The organism is Flavobacterium piscis, assembly GCF_031457575.1.
GTDB classification, from domain to species: Bacteria; Bacteroidota; Bacteroidia; order Flavobacteriales; family Flavobacteriaceae; genus Flavobacterium; species Flavobacterium piscis_A.
The window spans coordinates 39,807-61,178 of the sequence record NZ_JAVDWQ010000011.1 but is presented as its reverse complement, the minus strand read 5'-3'; the positions used below and the strand labels follow the sequence as shown (position 1 = coordinate 61,178).

Below are 21,372 nucleotides of genomic sequence, written 5' to 3'. Positions count from 1 at the left end.
TGATTGTTATTCTTCTTTTTGTGGTGTTTCAATTGTTGTAGGAACTTCCGGAGTGTCTTCGCCCTTTAAGTAAGATGGCAAATTAAGCCCTGCCATATTAAATAAATCATTCAATGGAGGAACAGTTTTCATCATTCCGGACACAAAGTTTGCAGTTGATGAGTTACCGCCTTCACCTTGCCCATTACCAGAATCCCAAACAGTAATTTTATCAATTTTGATGTTTTTGACAGCCTCAACCTGAGTTCTAACCAATTCAGGAAGTTTCTCTAATAACAATAATTGGAAAGCTTTGCTTGGATCTCCGCCTGCAGCCGCAACAACCTCTTTATAACCTTCAGCTTGTTTTGTCAATATTTCAAAAAGACCTTTTGCTTCAGCTTCCATTTTTGCAAAAATTGCATCTGCTTCTCCTTTTGCATTTTCTCTTATGGTTTCTGCGGCAGCCTGTGCTTCAATAATAGCTCTTTGTTTGGCTATTTCGGCAGGAATTACAATATTGGCAATTTGTGTAGAACGCTCTCTTTCAGAACGGGCTAACTCGGCTTTTTGTTCCGCAACATACGATTCTTCTAATGCTTTTGCTTGTTGCACTTTCTCTGCTGTTATTGCAATACGCAAAGATTCTGCTTCTTTTTCTCTACGAAGTGCTTCAGAATTTGCAATTGCAATTTTAGCCTCGTTTTCTCCCTGAATAGCAATCGCATTTGCCTCAGAAGTTTTTACCCTTGTATCTCTTGCAGCTTCTGCTTTTCCAATAGTTTCATCTTTAGACGCTGTTGCAATGCTGATTTCTCTGTCTTTTTGCGTAATGGCGATTTTAACATCCCGGTCTCTGTGTGTTTCGGCTATCTGAGTGTCTTTTTCTCTATCCGCAAGAGCTTTACCGGTTTCTCCAATTTTTTCTTGTTCTGCAACGCTAATTTTAGCTTCATTGATTGCTTTTGCAGCAGCTTCTTTTCCTAAAGCTTCAATATAGCCGGATTCATCTTTGATATCGGTAACGTTTACGTTGATTAGTTTTAACCCTATTTTCTTTAATTCGCTGTCAACGTTTTTCGAGATGTTGTCAAGAAATTTATCACGGTCAGAATTGATTTCTTCAATAGTCATGGTTGCAATTACTAAACGTAACTGACCAAACAAAATGTCTTTTGCCAATTCCTGAATTTGTTCTGATGACAATCCTAAAAGTCTTTCTGCCGCTGTATTCATGCTGTCAGATTCTGTAGAAATAGCAATTGTAAATCTACACGGAACATCAACTCGAATGTTTTGTCTGCTCAGGGCATTTGTTAAATTCGCCTCGATAGAGAGTGGTTTTAAATCTAAAAAAGCATAATCCTGAATTACTGGCCAGATAAAAGCGCCACCACCGTGAACACATTTTGCAGATGTACCACCAGTTCGTCCATAGATGACTAAAATTTTATCAGACGGACAACGTTTGTACCTTGATATTAATGCCGAAATTGTTACGAATAAAACGATTGCCGCAACTGCAATTAAAATAATTGGGTTCATGCTTGATTATGTTAAATGGATTCTACTATTAAAATATTATTGTTCTCTATTTTTATTACTTTAACGATTGCTCCTGATTGAATCTTTTCATTCTCAGTCATGGCTTCTAATTCATGAAAAGCACCGTTTACGCTAATCATAATTTTTCCTTTTCCTTTTTTGTTTTCCGGAATGGTCAAATAAACTTCAGCAGTTTTATTTAAAGTATTAGCAATTTTAAAAGAATTGTCTTCTGCTAATTTTTGTACCTGTTTGATAACTAAGAAAAACAAAACAACAAATAAAACCCCAACAACAAATGAAGTGATGATAAGAAATATTGGCTTGTCACCAATTGTTGTATAAAAAGAAATTCCCGTCCAGCTAAACCCTAATAAAAAATTGATTAGGTTTCTTAATGAAAAAAGTTGAAAGTCTGCATCACCGCCATGTATATCGCTGTCAAAACCTTCAGCTGTATCCAGACCTGAAAAGGTAACAATGGTTTGAATAATAAAAATTATACTTGTTGGGATAGCGATATACCAAAAAGATTTAAGTAAGGTGGGTAAACTATCCAGTAACTCCATAATTTTAGGTTTTTTCAGAATAAATTTTAAGCGCTAATATCTTACTTTTTATATAAGAAAACTAATTTCAATAAAATTATAATTAGGAAAGGTAGTGTATAACTAAAGTTAAAGCCGGTTTATCTACTGAATATTGCGCCAATTAAGGCTAATCTTGGTTTGGTGAGTTTTATTTTAGCTGGAAATTGCAATTTTTTTTAATCTGCGAATTTTCTAATTGTAAATTGTTTTGCTTCTTTATCGTAATAGCCTAAATAATAAAGTCCATCTACTTTAAATAAGTTTTGCACATTAGTTTTTTTGTTTTCTTGAAGAAAGGTACTGATTTTATCATAAGCCAAAGGTTGTAAATCTCCTTTAACGTGATTACCATCTTTATCAAACAAGCTAAAGATTGTTACGGCTTTACGACCAGAATACGAATTGAAACTTTCCATGAACGGACTGTAAACAGCAACAGAAATTATAGCACCAATAAGCCCAAATTGATTTAAAACGGCTTGCGTTCCTCCAGAATTCTCACTAGAAACACTTCCTGTTGTAAGTATAATATTTTCTCCTGTTTGATAACAAGAAATACCGGAATTTTGCCCATTTAATTTCCTGATAAACTGAGATGAGGTTTCTAATGTTCGTTCACCACCTGCAAAATTACCACCTTGTTGGCTAATCGCTGAATTTTTAAACTCAATTGGATTGTTGCCATTTGCTACATATTCTTTTACCAAATTACCATTCGAATCTTTTATGGTTAAGTAAAATTTATCCGATGATGATTTAATTTGATACAAATTACCATTCATAAAAAAGGAATTATAGGTTAAATTGCTTGTGCCAAAATTCTTGAAAGGAGTTTGAAGTACATTTTTTGAACTTACGTTATAATTTTCTAAATCGATATGGATTATTTGCGTATAATTCTGGTTTGAATCAATGGTAATTACAATTTGATTGTCTATCAAATAACATTTTCTTTTTGCAGCTGTTTTTAATAGTGAATTTGGATATTCTGAATCGATCTTTACTAATGAAAAAGATCTTTCAAAAGGCATAAAATCTTCCTCGAATGTGTCGTATAAATTAGTACGGTGATAGAATCTGATACCACTCAAGTCAAGATCTTTAATTTTTAAATTTCCTTGATTATCAATAATGTATAGTTTAAAAATATTACTTTTTTTCAATAAAGTTAAGATCACGAATTTATTAGGAGCCGAAAACTCTTGTAAATAAACTTCATTTTTAAATTCCAAATCAAAAGCTTTGTCAGAAATTTTCTTGTTTTTGGAATTAAAAGACTGTGAAAGAATTTTTTTTTGGTTTGATGTTGTCCAAAATAATGTGGTTATATTACCGGAAGTAATATTACCGATCATTTTAGAATAACTTTTTTCTGGTCTTTGGGAAGATAAAGAATCTATAAATTTCATTTTATCATCAAGACGAATTGTTTTAATTCGGTTTTCATCCGCTATAAACATAGTGGTTTGTTTAGCAGAATCGTTAACAACCTGAAAAATCTGTACATCCTTTTTTAATTCGATTGCTGTAGAACTTACAATTTCCTGTGAAAAAGAGATCAAACTATTCAAAAATAAAGAGGCAAGGAGTATTTTTTTTAGCATTATTACAGTTTATTAATTTTTGGCGAATGTCTTATTTTTTTAGAAATAAAAATATATTTAAATTGAAAATTAAAATCAAAAAGCGTGAATCAATTAACATTTTAATCGATTCACGCAATTCTATAAATTTATAAAACTTTAGCTTACCGTCTCACCATTAGGCGCATCAGCATCCGGATTTATAAAGACTAATTTCCCTTCAGCGTTTGTAGTCATCAGAATCATTCCCTGACTTTCAACGCCACGTAATGCTCTTGGTGCTAAGTTTGCTAAAACAGAAACACGTTTTCCGATTATTTCTTCAGGAGAAAAGCTTTCGGCAATTCCCGAAACAATGGTACGAACGTCAATTCCCGTATCTACTTTAAGAACTAAAAGCTTGTTTGCCTTTGGCATTTTTTCTGCTTCAAGAATTGTCCCAACGCGAATGTCCATTTTGGCAAAATCTTCAAACTGAATTAACTCTTTTTGAGGTTCTGCTTTTTTGTTTTCGGCAATATTAGCCGTTTTTGTAGCTTCCAATTTATCTATTTGTTTTTGAATTTCTTCATCTTCGATTTTAGCGAATAATAATTCAGCTTCTCCAATTTGGTGTCCGTCCGGAATCAATTCTGAATTTTCAGTAACGTCATTCCATTTCAGTTTTCCTTCATTTTTCAATATTATTGACAATTTCGCAGCAGTAAAAGGCAAAAACGGCTCTGCTAAAACGCTCAAAGCAGCAGCAATTTGCAAGGCCACATACATTTGGGTTTTTACACGCTCAGGATTGTCTTTCATCACTTTCCAGGGCTCTTCGTCTGCCAGATATTTATTTCCTAAACGCGCCACATTCATCAATTCGCCTAAAGCCTCACGGAATCTGTAACGCTCAACCGAACTTGAAATCACAGCCGGATACGCTTTTAATTCCGTTAAAACTTGATTATCATAATCCGAAAAATTTGGAATTCCCCCTTCGGGGGTTAGGGGGCTTGGAGCTGGGACAAAACCATCGTAATATTTATTGGTTAAAACCACCACACGATTAATGAAATTTCCAAAAATGGCAACCAGTTCATTGTTATTTCTCGCCTGAAAATCTTTCCATGTAAAATCATTATCCTTTGTTTCAGGAGCGTTGGATGTCAATGCATAACGTAAAACATCTTGTTTCTCCGGAAATTCTTCTAAATATTCATGTAACCAAACCGCCCAGTTTTTAGAAGTCGAAAGTTTATTTCCTTCCAGATTCAAAAACTCATTTGCGGGAACGTTATCCGGCAAAATATAGCTTCCTTCGGCTTTTAGCATAGCAGGGAAAATGATACAGTGAAAAACAATATTGTCTTTCCCGATAAAATGAACCAGTTTTGTATCTTCATCTTTCCAGTATGGTTCCCAGTCTTTTCCTTCGCGGGCAGCCCATTCTTTCGTAGACGAAATATAGCCGATAGGCGCATCAAACCAAACGTATAATTTTTTTCCTTCGGCACCTTCAACCGGAACATCTATTCCCCAATCCAGGTCACGTGTTACAGCGCGAGGTTCCAATCCGCCATCAACCCATGATTTTACCTGTCCGTAAACATTCGGTTTCCAGTCGTTTTTATGTCCGATTAAAATCCATTCAGTAAGGAAATCAGTATATCTGTCCAAAGGTAAAAACCAGTGTTTTGTTGATTTTAAAATTGGTGTTTCTCCGGTAATTGTCGATTTTGGGTTAATCAAATCCGTCGCATTTAGAGTCGATCCGCATTTTTCACACTGATCACCATAAGCTTCTTCATTGCCACATTTCGGGCAGGTTCCCACCACAAAACGATCCGCTAAAAACTGGTTCGCTTTGGCATCGTACAATTGTTCCGTCACTTCTTCAATAAAATCGCCTTTATCATACAAAGTCCTAAAGAATTCCTGAGCCGTATCATGATGAATCTTAGCCGAAGTACGGGAATAATTATCAAACGAAATTCCGAAATCAGCGAATGATTTTCGAATAATTCCGTCATATTTGTCAATAACTTCCTGTGGTGTAATTCCTTCTTTTTTGGCTTTCATCGAAATAGCAACGCCATGCTCATCGCTTCCGCAAATAAACGCAACGTCTTTTCCCTGCAAGCGCAAGTATCTCGAATAAATATCTGCAGGCACGTAAACCCCCGCCAAATGCCCAATATGAATAGGTCCGTTGGTGTAAGGCAAAGCCGCCGTAATAGTATATCTTTTAGGATTCTGTATCATGATTCTATTTTATTGAGTGCAAAAATAAGCAATAGAATTATTATTTGAAGCTATTTCCCGCTATCCATTGCAATCTTTTGCTTTTTAAAGGAAAAAGCAAAAGGATTTTCACTGCTATCGGGGCTAGGGCAGTCGTTTTCAAAAGAATATTTTTGTCTTGTTTATGCTTTTTTCAACGGATTAAAATCCGTTGCTACAAAATAAATTGTTCCTCCGGAACTTTGAAAAGAGCCTTAGGCTCGAAATATATTGTAGGGACGGATTTTAATCCGTCCAAATAATCGTAGCGCTTTTCTTTGCGGATCTGTGTGAAATAACCACAACAAAATAGAACCAGTTTAAACTAGCGATTCACACATAAAAACTATTAAAATATGCAATATATTTTGCAACCTTTGCCCAAAAAACTAAGACAAAAACATTATGAGCAAGACAAAACTTATCATCAATAAAAACGGGTCTATAAAAATTGAAGGCGATTTCGAAATAATGGATTCAGAAGGAACTGTTTACGGACTTCAGGGAAGAGCAGCACTAGGTCTTTGCCGTTGCGGATTATCTGCAAACAAACCATTTTGCGATGGAGGACACCGTAATAATTTCGAACACGATTCTGTAGCGTTCGATTTACCGCCAATGAAAACGAATTAAGATTCTGTTTTTTAGAATATAAAAGCTGCATTTTCAGGAATGCAGCTTTTTTTATGGGGTAAGTTTATGTACGAAATAAAATTTAAGAATAATAAGGTAATTCCTTAAAAAAACAGTATTATATTTGGAAAAATTTTTAAAAATATAGAGAATGAAAAAGGTAACCATTTTATTTCTGCTTTTAAATCTTGTTTTCGCTCAGGCACAAACACAAAAGACCATTTCGAGTGATTGGACCGCTTTCAATCAAACGATAGATATTCAGACTGCTGTAAAGAAAAAATTTAAAGTAATTGCTTCTGTAAAAGTAGAAACTGAAGAACCGCTTGCCTGGGCTGGAGTTTGGGCACGAGTAGATACCAAAAACGAGGAGGAAGGTTTTTTTGACAATATGGGTGACAGACCTATAAAAGCTAAAAACTGGCAATCGTATACGGTTGAAGGTACAATTGATGCCAACACCAAATCTTTAAGTTTTGGAGGGTTGTGCCTGTACAATGGAAAATTTTACTTTGATAAATTTGAATTGCTGATTGAAAATGAAAAAGGAGTTTTTGAGCCTTTAACTATTTTAAATTCAAGTTTTGAAACAGTTGTAAAGAATGGAGAAATTCCGAAATGGAGTTTAGGAATTAAAAAAAATTCAAATGTTAAGGTAAAAGAATATAAAATTACTTCGGATAAATCTAATGCAGATGGAAACTACGGATTATTGATAGAAGGCAGTGGTATAAAAGCAAAAGAAACCGGAAGAATTGGAAATGTTGAAGGGGCAACTCCCCAGATAGCAGCCATGATTTCGATGTTGGAAGACCTTAAAGACCGTGTTGAAAGAACGGTGAAAAACATGAGCAAGTATGAAATTGATTATCTGCATGATGAACAGGCTAACCGAATTGGGTCATTAATTATGCATTTGGCTGCCGCTGAAAAATATTATCAGGTTTTTACTTTTGAGGGCAGGGAGTTTAATGAAGAGGAAAAGAAAAAATGGGAAACAGCACTCAATTTAGATCAGGGAGGACGAGATAATTTTAAAGGTCATGAGATACAATATTATTTGGATATTTATAATGAAGTGCGGGCCAAAACCATTTCAGAATTAAAGAAAAGGGATGATGCCTGGTTTGCTGAAGTTCAAAAAAAATATAATATGAGTAATCAATATTGCTGGTTTCATGTTATGGAACATCAGTCAAGTCATTTAGGACAAATTTTGTTTTTGAAAAAACGAATCCCGCCGGAAAAGAAAATCATTTTGGAACAAGAGATAAAAAACTAAATCCGTTTTCTGGTTATGATAAAAAAGTTGCATTCGTGAAATGCAGCTTTTTTTGTTTGCATTATTTATGCTTTTTGCAGGACTTTCTCAATAATCAAAAGACGTTTGATATACTCGTCTTTATGTTCCCAGCAATCATTAAGTTTTGTCCATATTTTTTGTCTGTTTATAGCGACCTGAACAAAATATTTATAATCTTCTTCAATAAATCCTTCATCAACTAATTGCCCTAAAGCAGTTGCTATAATTGAGGTGTCGAGGGTGTAAATATAATGTTGATCATCAAAATCCGGATTGTCTATTTGCTCTTTGATAAGTTTTTTATTTACAAGATTTTCTTCGTTGTAATCATCATAATCCTTAATTTGTCCTACGGAATTGATGATCCATGCAATGCAATATCCCACCTCAATTTCAGGATTTTCTTTTCGCCATTGCCTGAATTCACGTAAAGCCATATCTCCTTCATCAGATCCAAAAGGCGATAACTCATCTACTCTGTCCCAAAAAAAATCTTGTTTTAATAATTTCAGAGCATTTGGATGTGCTTTGTTTTTATCAATTCCTTCAAAAGGATCTTCTATTTTCATAATTTATCGATGATTTAGTTTACACAAAAACAAGATTTTCTTAACAATTAAATTTTTTTATCTTCCAGATTGGTATTCAGTATGTGATTTTTACTTTATTGGGAAATCTCTAGCTTTTTCAAAGCTTAAAATTGAAAGATAAAAAACTTTTTCTAAAAATAAATCGCTTAATACTTTCATTTGCTTTTGTACTAAATTAACCTTTTTTTATTTCAAAAATAATCCCACGAAACTTATATCTGTAATGAAAACGAATGCGTTAGGGATAGAGACGGTATCCTTTTGCGAGCGAAGCAAGGCAAAAGATAAAGCCGAAAGCCCGGCCCGGAGGGAAACGCAAAAAAAATATTATCGATTATATTATTATTTCCACGAAATTTGCAAAACAAATTAAGAAGAGAGTGAATCATGGCAAAAGGACCTGAAAAAAACACCAAAAACAAAGCTTTACATACCAAATTGCTCAATCAAAAAAAGGCCAAAGTTCAGGAGGAGAAAAAAGCAAAAGCCTTACGCTTGAAAGCTTTAGTTGCAAAAATGAATAAAAAAAAGAGTAATGACGGATTTGATGTCATATAAATCAGATTGTATTTCTTTTCTGTTTTAATTTAACTGAAATTTGCAAATCAATCTCAAAACAAATCAGAATGGAGGAATTCGGCAGAATACTAGTTTCAGAAACAGCAATGAACAGTGAAAATCCTCAGGATGTGATTCACTCCAATATTTCGGTAATCAATTTAATGCGTGAGGAAGGCGTTGATGATGAATTTATCCACGAAGATGCATTAATGAGTTATTATCTCGATTATTACTGGTCACAATATGCTGAAGGAAATTTTTCGCAGTTTGTTTATAAATCAGGATGGAATAAAGAATTGAATGAATTAATCGAAGAAGGTCTTGCCTTAATTGGTGCAGAACAACATTTGGAATTATTTCAGCAGCAAGCCAAAAAAGTGAAACTGATGAGCAGTGTTAAGCTGGCCAAATTTTTAAAGGGAAAATTAGAAGGCGTAAACCCAATTCGGGATTCGTTGAACAACGATGCTTTCTATGAACTGGAAGAAAACCTGATTACGCTGAATGTTGATTTCTTAAAAAACCACCCCGATTTCGAAGTGCTTTCAGTTGACGATATGTTTGCGGTTTTGGAGGAATTTGTGGGACATGAGATTAAACGCGCTTAGAGCCTGTTTAAATTTTATATAAATACAAAGTATATAATTCTTTGTTTTATTTCCCAAAAAACTTTGAAGTCGCTAATGAGTTTAAACGCTTGCGACTTCAAAGTTATAAAAGGCAATTAAAAATTTTACAATCGGTTTATTTTCAAGTCCTTATTTTACAACTGTAGCTTCTAATTCTATTTTTAAGGTTTCAAAAAGTGTACTAACTTCCAGGACAGTGCTGGCTTGTTTAATTCCATGTTTAGTTATCCAGTTTTGAAGAATACCAAAATTCGCAAATAACTCTGCCGAAGAAGTGGTATAGATGTTTAATCGGACGATGTTTTTGTTCTCGTAGCCAGCTTCGGTAATTACTTTTTCTAAATTTTTTATGGTTTCCGTTAGTTGCGATTCCATATTGGCAGTACTCGATTTTCCGTCTGAATCTATCGCTGTTTGTCCTGAAACATAAAGTGTGCCTTCGGTATTTTTTACTTCTACTGCCTGTACGTAATTACGTTCGTCCTGCCATTGCCATGGATTGATTACTCGTTTTTCCATTTGTTTTTCTTTTTTACTTTGTGCGGAAACATTTAGGATACTTATAAATGTTACAGTCAAAAGGGTTACTAATTTTTTTATGTCTTTGTTTAAAACTGACACTGCAAAATTGTAGCTAAAAAAGCAAAAAGAGCTGTGATATTTATCACAATTACAGGGCAATAGTATTGCGTTAAGAAGATAACCGGCTCAGCGTTTCTCTCGAAACACCAAGATAAGCTGCCAGTTGGGTTTTAGATACTCTTTGAAAAAGTGTAGGGTGTAATTGAAGTAACTGTTCATAACGTTCTTTGGCATTGGTAGTAATCAAAGACAGAATACGTTGTTGTGCGGCAATAAACCCCAAATTTGATTTTTTAAGTAAGAAACTTTGCATCTTCTGAAAATCAGTACACAGTTTTTGGTAATTTTCAAATGACAAACAATATACCTCGGTATCTTCCAGACATTGCAAAGACATAGTCGCTTTTGTCTGATTGAAATAAGCCGGAAAATCACTCTCCCACCAGTCTTCCATTGCAAAAGAAACAATATGGTGTTTGCCTGAATTATCCATAAAGGTTAGTTTCAAAAGTCCTGATAATACAAAATAAGCCTGTGTTACTGATTTCCCTTCCCGGATTAGGAATTCTTTCTTTTTAAATTTTGCGGTTGTAAAAAAACCATGTATAATGGAGAACTCGTCATCGGTCAGGGATATTATTTTTTCAATATGAGTTCTTAGTTTTTCTTGCATTACAGAGAAATAAATTCATCTGCAATTTACTGAATGTTCTAGTTTTTTGGACATCCATTTTGAAAGATTCTCAGGTAAGCAAGCTGTAACAATCCGGAATTCTTTTAAAAGTTTTCTACAAACTCTTTGGCTTCTTAGTAAAATGCCTTTTCCTGTAAAACTTTGTCATAATCTTAGGAAACATTTCCTTAAATTTGCTTCCGTTATAAAAACACAATAGTTATAAAAATCAAGCTATGTTACAGATCGCATTTATTAGAGAGAATCAGGAGAAAGTAATCAAGGCTTTAGCAAAACGAAATATCGATGCTAAAAGTGTTGTTGAAGAAGTGGTGCAATTAGATGAAAACCGTCGTGCAACTCAGTTAGAGTTGGACAATATTTTATCTGAATCTAATAAATTGTCCAAAGATATTGGCGAATTGATGAAAGCAGGAGAGAAATCGAAAGCCGCAATCCTAAAAGAAAAAACTGTTTCATTAAAGGAAAAAAGCAAGGAATTAGGGGTAAAAGCAGAAGTTTTGGCTGAAGAATTATTGCAAAAACTATACACTTTGCCTAATCTTCCGGCTGATATTGTTCCTGAAGGAAAAACGCCGGAAGAAAACCTAAACGTTTTTGAAGAAGGGGATATTCCTGTTTTACATGAAGGAGCACAACCACACTGGGAACTGGTAAAAAAATACGACATCATCGATTTTGAATTGGGTGTAAAAATTGCAGGTGCAGGATTTCCGGTTTACAAAGGAAAAGGAGCCCGTTTGCAACGTGCACTGATCAATTATTTTTTAGATAAAAATACAGCTGCAGGATACAATGAAGTTCAGGTGCCACATTTGGTAAACGAAGCTTCTGGTTATGGGACAGGACAATTGCCGGATAAGGAAGGACAAATGTATCACTCAACGATTGATGATTTGTATTTGATTCCAACCGCTGAGGTTCCGGTTACGAATTTGTTCCGCGATGTCATTTTAAACGAAAACGAATTACCGGTTTTACATACAGCTTACACGCCTTGTTTCCGTCGTGAAGCAGGTTCTTACGGAGCACACGTTCGTGGATTAAACCGCTTACATCAGTTTGATAAAGTAGAAATTGTGCGTGTAGAGCATCCTGACAAATCTTATGAAGCATTGGACGGAATGGTAGAGCACGTAAAAAATATTTTGCAGGAATTAAAATTACCATACAGAATTTTACGTTTGTGTGGTGGCGATATGGGTTTTACAGCCGCTTTGACGTATGATTTTGAAGTGTTTTCTACTGCTCAGGATCGTTGGCTGGAAATTAGTTCAGTTTCTAACTTTGAAACATTTCAGGCGAATCGCTTGAAATTGCGTTTCAAAGACAAAGAGGGGAAAAACCAATTGGCACATACACTTAACGGAAGTTCATTGGCATTACCAAGGGTTTTGGCCGGAATATTGGAAAATTACCAAACTCCTGAAGGAATCGTTATCCCGGAAGTGTTACGCCCTTATTGTGGATTTGATATTATAAATTAAGAGAAAGTTTATAGTCGCAGTTTACAGTTTGTGCCGAGACTGAGAGCTGCGACTGAAAACCAAGACTGAAAACCAAAAAAAATGAGTGGAATAGTAAACTGGAATGTTGATCCTGTTATTTTCCGGATTACAGATACTTTTCCTTTAAAATATTACGGAGCATTTTTTGCTACCGGACTCCTGCTTGGATTTTATCTGGTTAGAAATATTTATAAAAAAGAAAATGCCTCTCTGGAAAGTCTGGATAATTTGCTTATCTATGTAATTGTTGGAACTGTTTTTGGGGCAAGATTAGGGCATTGTTTTTTTTATGAACCGGGTTATTTTTTTCAGCATCCAATAGAAATTCTTTTACCTATTCAAAAGATTAATGGTGCATATCAATTTGTTGGATTTCAGGGTTTGGCAAGTCACGGAGGTACTATTGGTGTTTTGATTGCGATACTTTTATATTGCAGAAAATATAAAGTTAAGCTGCTCTGGATTTTAGACAGATTGGCTGTTGCGGTTCCAATTACTGCTGCTTTCATCAGGTTAGGTAATTTTATGAATTCAGAAATTTATGGAAAACCAACCAACGGAAACTGGGGTGTTGTGTTTGAAAGAGATGATTTGATTCCGAGACATCCTACCCAATTATACGAAGCGTTTTCCTATTTGCTGATTTTCGGAATTTTGTTTATCATGTTTAAATCTGAAAAAATAAAACAAAGAAACGGACTCATTTTTGGCTGTTTCCTGACATTATTGTTTCTGGCGAGATTTATAATTGAATTCTTTAAGGAAAACCAGGAAAGTTTTGAAAACAATATGATTATTAATATGGGACAGATTTTAAGTATTCCCTTTATTTTAATTGGGTTAACTTTGATAATCCGGAAATCGAAGAAGATCGCTGGAATTTAGTTTGCAGTCCCAGTCTCAATTTGGATTGCACTGAAAACTGAAAATTGCAACGGAGACCGAAAATTAAGACTGTATACTAAAAAAAGGACTAAAAAAAAAACTGAAATATGAAAAACATCCTTATCTATATCGTTTTGTTGTGGTCCTGTCTTGGATTCTCTCAAAACGAGCAGCTTGCTCAGTATTACTATGATAAAGGCGATTTTGAGAAAGCAAAAATCAGTTACGAACAGCTTTTAAATAGTTCTCCCTCCAATACCCAGTATTTTTTAAGAACAGTCGAAAGCTATCAGCAATTACAGCAATTTGATATGGCTCAAAAGTTGATTCAGGAGCGATATAACCGATACAAGCAAGGTGTTTTTTTAGTGGAATTAGGCTATAATTTTCAGTTGCAGAAAAATGGAGCTAAGACCAAAATCTACTACGACCAGGCTATCGAAAAAATCAAAACGAATCCCAATGATGTTTACGGAGTCGGGAATTCCTTCGAGAAAAAAGTATTGCTGGAATATGCTTTGAAAGCATACCAAACAGCCATGCAGGTTCAGCCAAATTACAATTTTAATTTCCAGATTGGAATGTTGTACGGGCAATTGGGAAAAACCGATATGATGATCGATCTTTTGTTGACAGAATCATTCCAAAACCCGCAAAATGCAAACTTGATTCAGACACAGTTATCACGTTTCATGAACGGAGAAACTGATAATACCGCTTTTAAAGATGCCATGCGAAAAGCATTAATCCTTAAAACGCAAAAAGACCAGGATGTGTTCTGGAATCATTATCTGAGTTGGTTTTATGTACAGCAAAAAGAATTTGGAAAAGCTTTTATCCAGGAAAAAGCTATTTACAAGCGGGAACCGGAATCACTTATCAGTATTGTCAACCTTAGTCAGTTTGCTTTGAATGAAGATGATACCGATACGGCTTCTGAAATTTTGAATTTTATTTTATTGAATACCAAAGATTTGGATTTGCTGATTCAGACGAATGCGCAATTAATGCAAATTAAAATAGATAAAGCAAACGAAAAAGACTATCAGGCAATCAATACAGAGTTAGAACATTTGCTTGCCACCTATGAAATAACTCCTTTTACCTTATCTTTGCAAATAATTCAGGCGCATTTCCTGGCTTTTAATTTAAAAAAGACAGAAGAAGCCAAAACGATTGTAAAAAAAGCATTAGAACTTAATTTGAATGAATACCAAAAAGCAGATGCCAAAATGGAATTGGCGGATATTCTGCTTTTAGAAGAAAAATTCAATCAGGCATTGATTTATTATTCGCAGATTCAATTGGATTTAAAGAATGATGTCATGTCGCATGAAGCAAGTTTAAAAGCGGCCAAAACAAGCTATTTTAAAACCGATTTTGAATGGGCCTTAAAACAATTTAAAGAATTAAAGTCGGCTAATACACAATTAATTGCCAACGATGCCCTTGAATATTTTTTACTGATTAATGACAATACCGTTGCCGATTCGACACAAACAGCATTGAAACAGTTTGCAAAAGGCGATTTTCTGATTTATCAAAATAGAAAAACAGAAGCTATTGCTCAGTTTCAGAGTGTTTTGAAGAGTTTCAAAGGGCAGGAAATTGAAGCTGTAACAATGTTGCGTTTAGGTAAAATCTATGAAAGTCTGAAAGATTATAATTCGGCTTTAAGCCAATACCAGCAGATCATTGATAATCATAGCGATGGAATTTATATGGATGAAGCGCTGTTTTTTTCAGCAGAAATTTACAATGACGAATTGAAAGAGACAGAAAAGGCAAAATCTTTATATGAGAAGGTAATTTTTAACCATCAGGATAGTATTTACTTTGTAGATGCGAGAAAAAAATACCGGGAGTTAAGAGGAGATAGAAATTTATAGTTAGGTTTAATCGTTTGTTCGATTAACCGTTTAACCGAATAAACGATTAAACAAAAAGATGATAATATACAACGTTACCACCAATATACACGAGAGCGTTCATGACCAATGGTTAAAATGGATGCAGGAAAAGCACATACCGGAAATTCTGGCTACCAATAAGTTTTCTTCGGCACGAATTGTAAAAGTTCTGATTGAAGAAGAAATGGGCGGAATTACGTATTCAGTACAATATTTTACGGATAGTAAAGCAACTTTAGAGCAATATTATCTGGAAGATGCGCCAAAATTTCGTCAGGAAGCTTTAGAGTTATTCGCAGATAAGATGCTTTCTTTCAGAACAGAATTAGAAGTGATTTCAGAACATTAATTTTTTAGTGTTTAGTTTAAAATAGGATAGGATATTCAATAAATAAGTGATTATGGAAATTCGATTTCAAACCAAAGAAGAAAGTAACAGGCAACAACAAGAAGATTTTTTGAAGTTGTCTAAAGTAGAGAGAATTTATAGTTTTCTTCGTTTAATGGAGCGCGTGAGTCAATTTCCTGTCAAGAATAAAGTGAATAAAAATAAAGACAATTTTCTGATTGTTATAAAATCAAAATGATATGTCAAAAATGTGGGATCAAAACATTGATGAGTTCATTGCTTTAGCCAATAAATATCAGGTTAGAATGCTTATGGTTGGTGGAGGAGCTGTTAATTTTCATGGTTATCAAAGACATTCTGCCGATGTTGATTTTTGGATAGAAACCACAGAAGATAATTTTAGAAAATTGGCTTTGGCTTTTAATGAAATGGGTTATGAGATTAGTGATTTTCCTGAGAATGTTAAAAAACAAGAACAGAATATATCGATAAAGTTCTCGCCGGCAGATTTAGATTTAGAGTTAATTACTAAATTTTCAGTAAATAAAACTTTTGATGAAGCTTATAAAGATAGTGAAGAAGTAACTGTTAATGATAAGACTTTTTTAAAATGGAATGTTCTGTCTTTAGAAGATTTGATTACAAGTAAAGTTAAAGCTAACCGTGCAAAAGATTTGTTAGATATTCAGCAGTTACGGGAAATAAATAAAAAATAGGTTTTTGGATGGTTCGATATTTCGAAAATCTAACGATCTGAGATCTAAAAAATAAAATGGAAAAAGTAAAAGCAAAAAAACATTTAGGACAACATTTCCTTAAAGATGAAAGCATCGCAAAAGCAATTGCAGATACTTTGAGCTTAAAAGGATACGATGAGGTTTTAGAAATAGGACCGGGGATGGGTGTGTTGACTAAGTATTTGCTTGACAAGCCTATAAATACTCACGTGATTGAAATTGATAACGAATCTGTGGTGTATCTGGGTGAAAATTATCCAAAACTTAAAGATAAGATTATCTCTCGGGATTTTCTGAAATACAATATTAACGAGGTTTACGAAAACAAGCAATTCGCCATTATTGGAAACTTTCCTTATAATATTTCAACTCAGATCGTTTTCAGGACTTTAGAATTGAAACATCAGATTCCTGAGTTTTCGGGGATGTTTCAAAAAGAAGTGGCTGAACGAATTTGCGAGAAAAAAGGTTCTAAAGCTTACGGAATTCTATCTGTTTTAGCTCAGGCTTTCTATGATACCGAGTATCTGTTTACTGTTGACGAAAATGTTTTTATTCCTCCGCCCAAGGTCAAATCGGGTGTGATGAAAATGACCCGAAAGGAAGATTATAGTCTTCCATGTGGTGAAAAGTTGTTTTTTACGGTCGTGAAAACCGCTTTTCAGCAGAGACGAAAAACATTACGTAACAGTTTGAAAACATTAAATTTATCAGATAGTTTGAGAGAAGATACTATCTTTAACCTTCGTCCTGAACAACTTAGCGTTGATGAATTTATTGTTTTGACTCAAAAAATAGAAGCCGATGGAGTTCAAAGTAAGTAAAGATTTAATACATCAGTTAGAGGAGCATATCGTTAATAAAAACGATAGGGAACTTGAAGCGTTACTTAATGACCTGCACCATGCTGATATAGCCGAAATCCTGGATGAACTGGATTTTGACGAAGCAACCTATATTTTTAAGGTTTTAGATAGTGATAAAACGGCAGAGATTCTTCTTGAATTAGAGGATGATTTGCGTGAAAATATCTTAAGCCGACTTTCACCAAAAGAAATTGCTGAAGAGCTTGATGAGCTTGAAACGAATGATGCGGCAGATATCATCGGAGAACTTTCGAAAGAGAAAAAAGCCGAAGTTATATCAGAGTTACAAGATGTTGAACACGCCAAGGACATTGTCGATTTGTTGCGTTATGATGAAGATACTGCGGGTGGAATCATGCACAAGGAGCTGGTAAAAGTCAACGAAAACTGGAATGTTCTTACTTGTGTTAAAGAGATGCGTATTCAGGCCGAAAATATCTCCAGAGTACATTCTATATATGTCGTTGATGATGAAGACCGATTGAAAGGAAGACTGTCTTTGAAAGATTTACTGACCACATCAACCAGAACAAACATTAGTGATGTATATATTAGAAAGCTGAATTCTGTTGCCGTGGATACCGAAGATGTGGAGGTTGCCAGAATCATGCAGAAATACGATTTAGAAGCCATTCCTGTTGTGGATGAATTGGGACGTTTGGTGGGCAGGATCACCATTGATGATATTATTGACGTAATCAAGGACGAAGCTGATAAGGATTACCAATTAGCGGCGGGTATTTCTCAAGATGTTGAAGCAGATGACAGCATCTTGCAATTGACAAAGGCACGTTTGCCTTGGCTGGTATTAGCGCTTTTGGGTGGCTTTATTACCGTAAAAGTTCTCGGGTTATTCGAAGGAGCCATGCTTGAACACGGGAAGCTGTTTTTCTTTACCCCGCTTATTGCTGCAATGGCAGGGAATGTAGGAGTGCAGTCATCGGCAATTATTGTTCAGGGTTTGGCTAACGATACCTTGAGCGGATCCCTTTTTAACCGATTGATAAAGGAAGTTTCATTAAGTTTATTAAACGGACTCATATTAGCTTTGATTTTATTTCTGGGCAGTCATTTTCTGCTCAATGTTGAGATAATTATAGGGGTTATTGTAACCATTGCGCTGGTTTCTGTAATTATTATAGCTTCGCTTATAGGTACTTTTGTTCCTTTATTGCTCAATAAATTTGGTATAGATCCCGCATTGGCAACAGGCCCGTTTATTACAACAAGTAATGATATCTGCGGAATACTTATCTATTTTTCTATTGCCAAACTAATCCTTGGATTTTAACTCAAACTCATAATTAGAAAATAACAAATTACCCCAATTTCTTTAGATTTTAAAATACTAAATTCGGGATAATTCGTGTACTTTGAGGTTCCATTTTTTCAGGATTCAACTTACTATTATAAAGAATAAACTAATCACAATGAAAGTACATATCATAGGAGGAGGAAACCTTGGCGTTTCTATTGCTCTGGGAATCGCAAAGTTCTCGCAAAGTCATCAGGTTACCGTAACCAGAAGAAATACCGCCAGTATTCAATATTTAACCGAATTGGGAATTGCGGTTTCTTCAGATAACAAGCATAATATCCAGGAAGCTGATGTAATAATCTTAACCATAAAGCCGTATCAGGTTGATACCGTTTTGGCAGAAATCTTACCGGCTATCCAGGGAAAAACAATCGCATCAGCAGTAAGCGGATTATCTCTTGAAACGCTACAGGCAAAAACAAATAATGAATATCCGGTAATTCGGATCATGCCAAATATTGCAGCACAATTTGGAGAATCGGCGACTTGTATTTCTTTCCCTGAAAAGTATAAAGAAAAAGCATTGCCAATTGTTGATTTATTTCAGGATTTGGGAACTGCTCCCGTTATTGATGAAAAATTAATGGATGCAGCAACAGTTTTGGGTGCTTGCGGCACAGCTTATGCCCTGCGGTATATTCGTGCTTCTATGCAGGCCGGAATCGAAATTGGATTTGATTCGCAAACCGCATTGGCAATTGCTGCACAAACTGTAAAAGGAGCTGCAAAAATGTTATTGGAAGAAAAAGTGCACCCTGAACAATTAATAGACCGTGTAACAACGCCTCAGGGCTGTACAATTGTAGGTTTGAACGAAATGGAACACAATGGTTTCAGTTCATCATTAATTAAAGGAATTAAGACTTCTTTGAAACAAATTAAAGGATAGTTTTAAATAAATAACAATAATTTAAATTCCAAATTGCAGCTTTAAGAAACTGGAGTTTGGAATTTTATTGGTTTCAGCTATAGTTTAAAAACGAGGTAGTTTAGTAGATTTTGCTTTAGCTTCTAAAAAAGACAAAGTGTTACAATCTTGCAGACTTTCAGTCCAGGGTTTAGTTTTTAATCAATTGGATGTATTTAGCACCACATTCGCCAAGTTTTGTGTAATAATTCATGCTATTTCCATAGTTTTGAATTGTTAGCGTATCCTTATTGTAAAGAAAATCAATTCCAGTTGGAATTTCTATTTCTTTAGTTATAATGTCTTCTTCATTGCTAGTGCCTCCTTCATATTCATCCCACGCTATATCTTTTAAAACAATATATTGTTCACCTGATTGACTGGTAAGAAAGTTAGCTTTACCTTTTACGTTTCTTGAGGTTGTTTTTAGTGAATAGCTATAGCCATCTACGTTCTTATTTATTTGAAGTGTAAGTTTGCAGTCATCAGGATTATTCGAGTCCATTAAAGCGGTATAAAAACCTTCAATAGAATCCTCATCTTTATTTATTGGTAGTTTAATGGAAGTTTTAGGTTCTTCTTTTAAAATAATGGTTTCTTTCTTTTTACTGTTGCAGGCAGAGAAAAAGAGGATTACAGTAATTAGAGTCAATATCTTCATAAAATTATGTTGATGCAATTTGGAAAAAATAGTTTCGATATCATTAAAGCTAAAATAACGATAAAAACAGAGATTGTAAAACCAATTCCGCCTAACATTTCTGCGGACAATATTAGGTATACAATTTGTCTTTTTTGGAAATGAACAAATGCCGAATATCCAAAAATTAGAAAAAGAATAATAAACTGTATTTTTGTGTCATTAAATAAATATTTATGAGTATTAAAATTCTTCATATCGACGGCAATCACCCTGTTCTTTGGGAACAGTTAGAACAGGCAGGCTTTGAAAATCATGCCGACTTTACATCTTCAAAAGAAGAAATTGAAGCCAGAATTCAGGATTATAACGGAATTGTAATTCGGAGCCGTTTCAAAATCGACAAGCAATTTATAGATAAAGCTACCAGTTTGCAGTTTATTGCAAGGGTAGGAGCTGGTCTTGAAAGCATTGACTGTGAGTACGCATTGTCTAAGGATATTCATTTAATTGCTGCACCGGAAGGTAATTGCAACGCTGTTGCAGAACATACATTAGGAATGATTTTGTCTCTTTTTAACAAACTAAATCAGGCCGATAGCGAAATCCGTTCAGGAGAATGGAACAGGGAAAGCAATCGCGGTTACGAACTCGATGGAAAAACAGTTGGGATTATTGGATATGGCAATATGGGAAAAGCTTTTGCTAAAAAATTACGCGGTTTTGATGTCGAAGTTTTGTGTTATGATATTTTGGATAATATGGGAGATGAAAACGCAAAACAAGTTTCATTACAGGAATTACAGCAAAAAACAGATGTTTTGAGCCTGCATATTCCGTGGACACCGGAAACAGATAAGATGATAGACCTGAATTTTATTAATGCATTTGCAAAACCGTTTTGGATTATCAATACATCACGCGGTAAAAATATTGTAACGGCTGATTTGGTTGCTGCTATGCAGTCAGGTAAAATATTAGGGGCAGGTCTGGATGTACTGGAATATGAAAAACTATCTTTTGAAACCCTTTTTCAGGATAAAAACACACCTGAAGCTTTTCAGTATTTATTAGACGGTAAAAAAGTCATACTTACACCTCATATAGCAGGATGGACATTTGAAAGCCATGAGCGTCTGGCTCAGGTAATTGCAGATAAAATTAAGGCAGTATATTCATAATTAGCCCAATTTAGGCAGGCTTTCGCAGATTCTTGATTCTTAAACATGTCCTTTGGTTTTTTATAACAGGTTTTTTCTGTAAAAGGAATATCCAAAAATTAGTTTTTAAAGTTATTTTTT

Annotated in this window: 22 protein-coding genes; 14 read left to right on the top strand and 8 right to left on the bottom strand. The window is 34.6% G+C overall.

What is annotated here, in order from left to right; genetic code table 11:
- Positions 1 to 6: 6 nt before the first annotated feature.
- The 4 genes from J2W48_RS15620 to metG all read right to left on the bottom strand — a co-directional run bounded on the left by J2W48_RS15620 (position 7) and on the right by metG (position 5,941).
- On the bottom strand, positions 7 to 1,524 hold the full coding sequence (locus J2W48_RS15620) for a flotillin family protein (protein WP_310282574.1): 1,518 nt from the start codon (positions 1,522 to 1,524) through the stop codon (positions 7 to 9).
- 11 nt (positions 1,525 to 1,535) lie between these two features.
- Positions 1,536 to 2,093, bottom strand: coding sequence for a serine protease (locus J2W48_RS15615; RefSeq protein ID WP_310282573.1), 558 nt, complete (start codon positions 2,091 to 2,093; stop codon positions 1,536 to 1,538).
- A 197-nt stretch (positions 2,094 to 2,290) separates the two neighbouring features.
- Positions 2,291 to 3,718 carry a hypothetical protein gene (locus J2W48_RS15610; RefSeq protein ID WP_310282572.1) on the bottom strand — a complete coding sequence of 476 codons (1,428 nt, stop codon included), beginning with the start codon at positions 3,716 to 3,718 and terminating at the stop codon, positions 2,291 to 2,293.
- 138 nt (positions 3,719 to 3,856) lie between these two features.
- The gene (gene metG, locus J2W48_RS15605; RefSeq protein WP_310282571.1) at positions 3,857 to 5,941 is read right to left on the bottom strand and encodes a methionine--tRNA ligase; all 2,085 of its coding nucleotides are present in this window, start codon (positions 5,939 to 5,941) and stop codon (positions 3,857 to 3,859) included.
- Between the two features lie 423 nt (positions 5,942 to 6,364).
- Between metG and J2W48_RS15600 the strand changes: the two genes are divergently transcribed.
- Entirely contained in the window at positions 6,365 to 6,592 is a 228-nt protein-coding gene (locus J2W48_RS15600; RefSeq protein WP_310282570.1) for a CDGSH iron-sulfur domain-containing protein, read from the top strand.
- 151 nt (positions 6,593 to 6,743) lie between these two features.
- Entirely contained in the window at positions 6,744 to 7,874 is a 1,131-nt protein-coding gene (locus tag J2W48_RS15595; protein WP_310282569.1) for a DinB family protein, read from the top strand.
- Positions 7,875 to 7,939: 65 nt separating this feature from the next.
- Here J2W48_RS15595 and J2W48_RS15590 read toward each other — a convergent pair whose 3' ends face one another.
- On the bottom strand, positions 7,940 to 8,464 hold the full coding sequence (locus tag J2W48_RS15590; protein ID WP_310282568.1) for a hypothetical protein: 525 nt from the start codon (positions 8,462 to 8,464) through the stop codon (positions 7,940 to 7,942).
- Between the two features lie 408 nt (positions 8,465 to 8,872).
- On the opposite strand from J2W48_RS15590, the gene J2W48_RS15585 reads away from it, so the two are divergent.
- Both J2W48_RS15585 and J2W48_RS15580 read left to right on the top strand, forming a co-directional pair.
- Complete coding sequence (locus J2W48_RS15585; protein WP_310282567.1) at positions 8,873 to 9,043, top strand: hypothetical protein; 171 nt, start codon at positions 8,873 to 8,875, stop codon at positions 9,041 to 9,043.
- 68 nt (positions 9,044 to 9,111) lie between these two features.
- The gene (locus tag J2W48_RS15580; protein ID WP_310282566.1) at positions 9,112 to 9,654 is read left to right on the top strand and encodes a DMP19 family protein; all 543 of its coding nucleotides are present in this window, start codon (positions 9,112 to 9,114) and stop codon (positions 9,652 to 9,654) included.
- A gap of 150 nt (positions 9,655 to 9,804) precedes the next feature.
- Here J2W48_RS15580 and J2W48_RS15575 read toward each other — a convergent pair whose 3' ends face one another.
- Both J2W48_RS15575 and J2W48_RS15570 read right to left on the bottom strand, forming a co-directional pair.
- Positions 9,805 to 10,194 (bottom strand): RidA family protein, encoded by a 390-nt coding sequence (locus J2W48_RS15575; RefSeq protein ID WP_310282565.1) that lies wholly within the window; start codon positions 10,192 to 10,194, stop codon positions 9,805 to 9,807.
- A 172-nt stretch (positions 10,195 to 10,366) separates the two neighbouring features.
- The gene (locus tag J2W48_RS15570; RefSeq protein ID WP_310282564.1) at positions 10,367 to 10,930 is read right to left on the bottom strand and encodes a Crp/Fnr family transcriptional regulator; all 564 of its coding nucleotides are present in this window, start codon (positions 10,928 to 10,930) and stop codon (positions 10,367 to 10,369) included.
- A 236-nt stretch (positions 10,931 to 11,166) separates the two neighbouring features.
- Between J2W48_RS15570 and serS the strand changes: the two genes are divergently transcribed.
- The 9 genes from serS to proC all read left to right on the top strand — a co-directional run bounded on the left by serS (position 11,167) and on the right by proC (position 19,413).
- Positions 11,167 to 12,438: a serine--tRNA ligase gene (serS, locus tag J2W48_RS15565; RefSeq protein ID WP_310282563.1), complete on the top strand. Its 1,272-nt coding sequence runs from the start codon at positions 11,167 to 11,169 to the stop codon at positions 12,436 to 12,438.
- 81 nt (positions 12,439 to 12,519) lie between these two features.
- Complete coding sequence (gene lgt / locus J2W48_RS15560) at positions 12,520 to 13,344, top strand: prolipoprotein diacylglyceryl transferase (protein ID WP_310282562.1); 825 nt, start codon at positions 12,520 to 12,522, stop codon at positions 13,342 to 13,344.
- A 107-nt stretch (positions 13,345 to 13,451) separates the two neighbouring features.
- The gene (locus J2W48_RS15555) at positions 13,452 to 15,233 is read left to right on the top strand and encodes a tetratricopeptide repeat protein (protein ID WP_310282561.1); all 1,782 of its coding nucleotides are present in this window, start codon (positions 13,452 to 13,454) and stop codon (positions 15,231 to 15,233) included.
- Between the two features lie 58 nt (positions 15,234 to 15,291).
- Complete coding sequence (locus J2W48_RS15550; protein WP_310282560.1) at positions 15,292 to 15,603, top strand: DUF4286 family protein; 312 nt, start codon at positions 15,292 to 15,294, stop codon at positions 15,601 to 15,603.
- Between the two features lie 52 nt (positions 15,604 to 15,655).
- On the top strand, positions 15,656 to 15,841 hold the full coding sequence (locus J2W48_RS15545) for a hypothetical protein (RefSeq protein WP_310282559.1): 186 nt from the start codon (positions 15,656 to 15,658) through the stop codon (positions 15,839 to 15,841).
- Between the two features lies 1 nt (position 15,842).
- Positions 15,843 to 16,319: a nucleotidyl transferase AbiEii/AbiGii toxin family protein gene (locus J2W48_RS15540; protein WP_310282558.1), complete on the top strand. Its 477-nt coding sequence runs from the start codon at positions 15,843 to 15,845 to the stop codon at positions 16,317 to 16,319.
- Between the two features lie 56 nt (positions 16,320 to 16,375).
- Complete coding sequence (gene rsmA / locus J2W48_RS15535; protein ID WP_310282557.1) at positions 16,376 to 17,164, top strand: 16S rRNA (adenine(1518)-N(6)/adenine(1519)-N(6))-dimethyltransferase RsmA; 789 nt, start codon at positions 16,376 to 16,378, stop codon at positions 17,162 to 17,164.
- Positions 17,145 to 18,497, top strand: a complete 1,353-nt coding sequence (gene mgtE / locus J2W48_RS15530) for a magnesium transporter (RefSeq protein ID WP_310282556.1) — start codon at positions 17,145 to 17,147, stop codon at positions 18,495 to 18,497. Before rsmA ends, mgtE begins: the two co-directional genes overlap by 20 nt.
- 139 nt (positions 18,498 to 18,636) lie before the next feature.
- A complete protein-coding gene (gene proC, locus J2W48_RS15525; RefSeq protein ID WP_310282555.1) occupies positions 18,637 to 19,413 on the top strand; it encodes a pyrroline-5-carboxylate reductase in 777 nt (258 codons plus the stop codon).
- 169 nt (positions 19,414 to 19,582) lie between these two features.
- On the opposite strand, the gene J2W48_RS15520 is transcribed toward proC, so the two are convergent.
- On the bottom strand, positions 19,583 to 20,092 hold the full coding sequence (locus tag J2W48_RS15520; protein ID WP_310282554.1) for a hypothetical protein: 510 nt from the start codon (positions 20,090 to 20,092) through the stop codon (positions 19,583 to 19,585).
- Positions 20,093 to 20,307: 215 nt separating this feature from the next.
- Here J2W48_RS15520 and J2W48_RS15515 point away from each other — a divergent pair, with 215 nt between their 5' ends.
- On the top strand, positions 20,308 to 21,252 hold the full coding sequence (locus J2W48_RS15515; protein WP_310282553.1) for a 2-hydroxyacid dehydrogenase: 945 nt from the start codon (positions 20,308 to 20,310) through the stop codon (positions 21,250 to 21,252).
- Positions 21,253 to 21,372 lie beyond the last annotated feature (120 nt).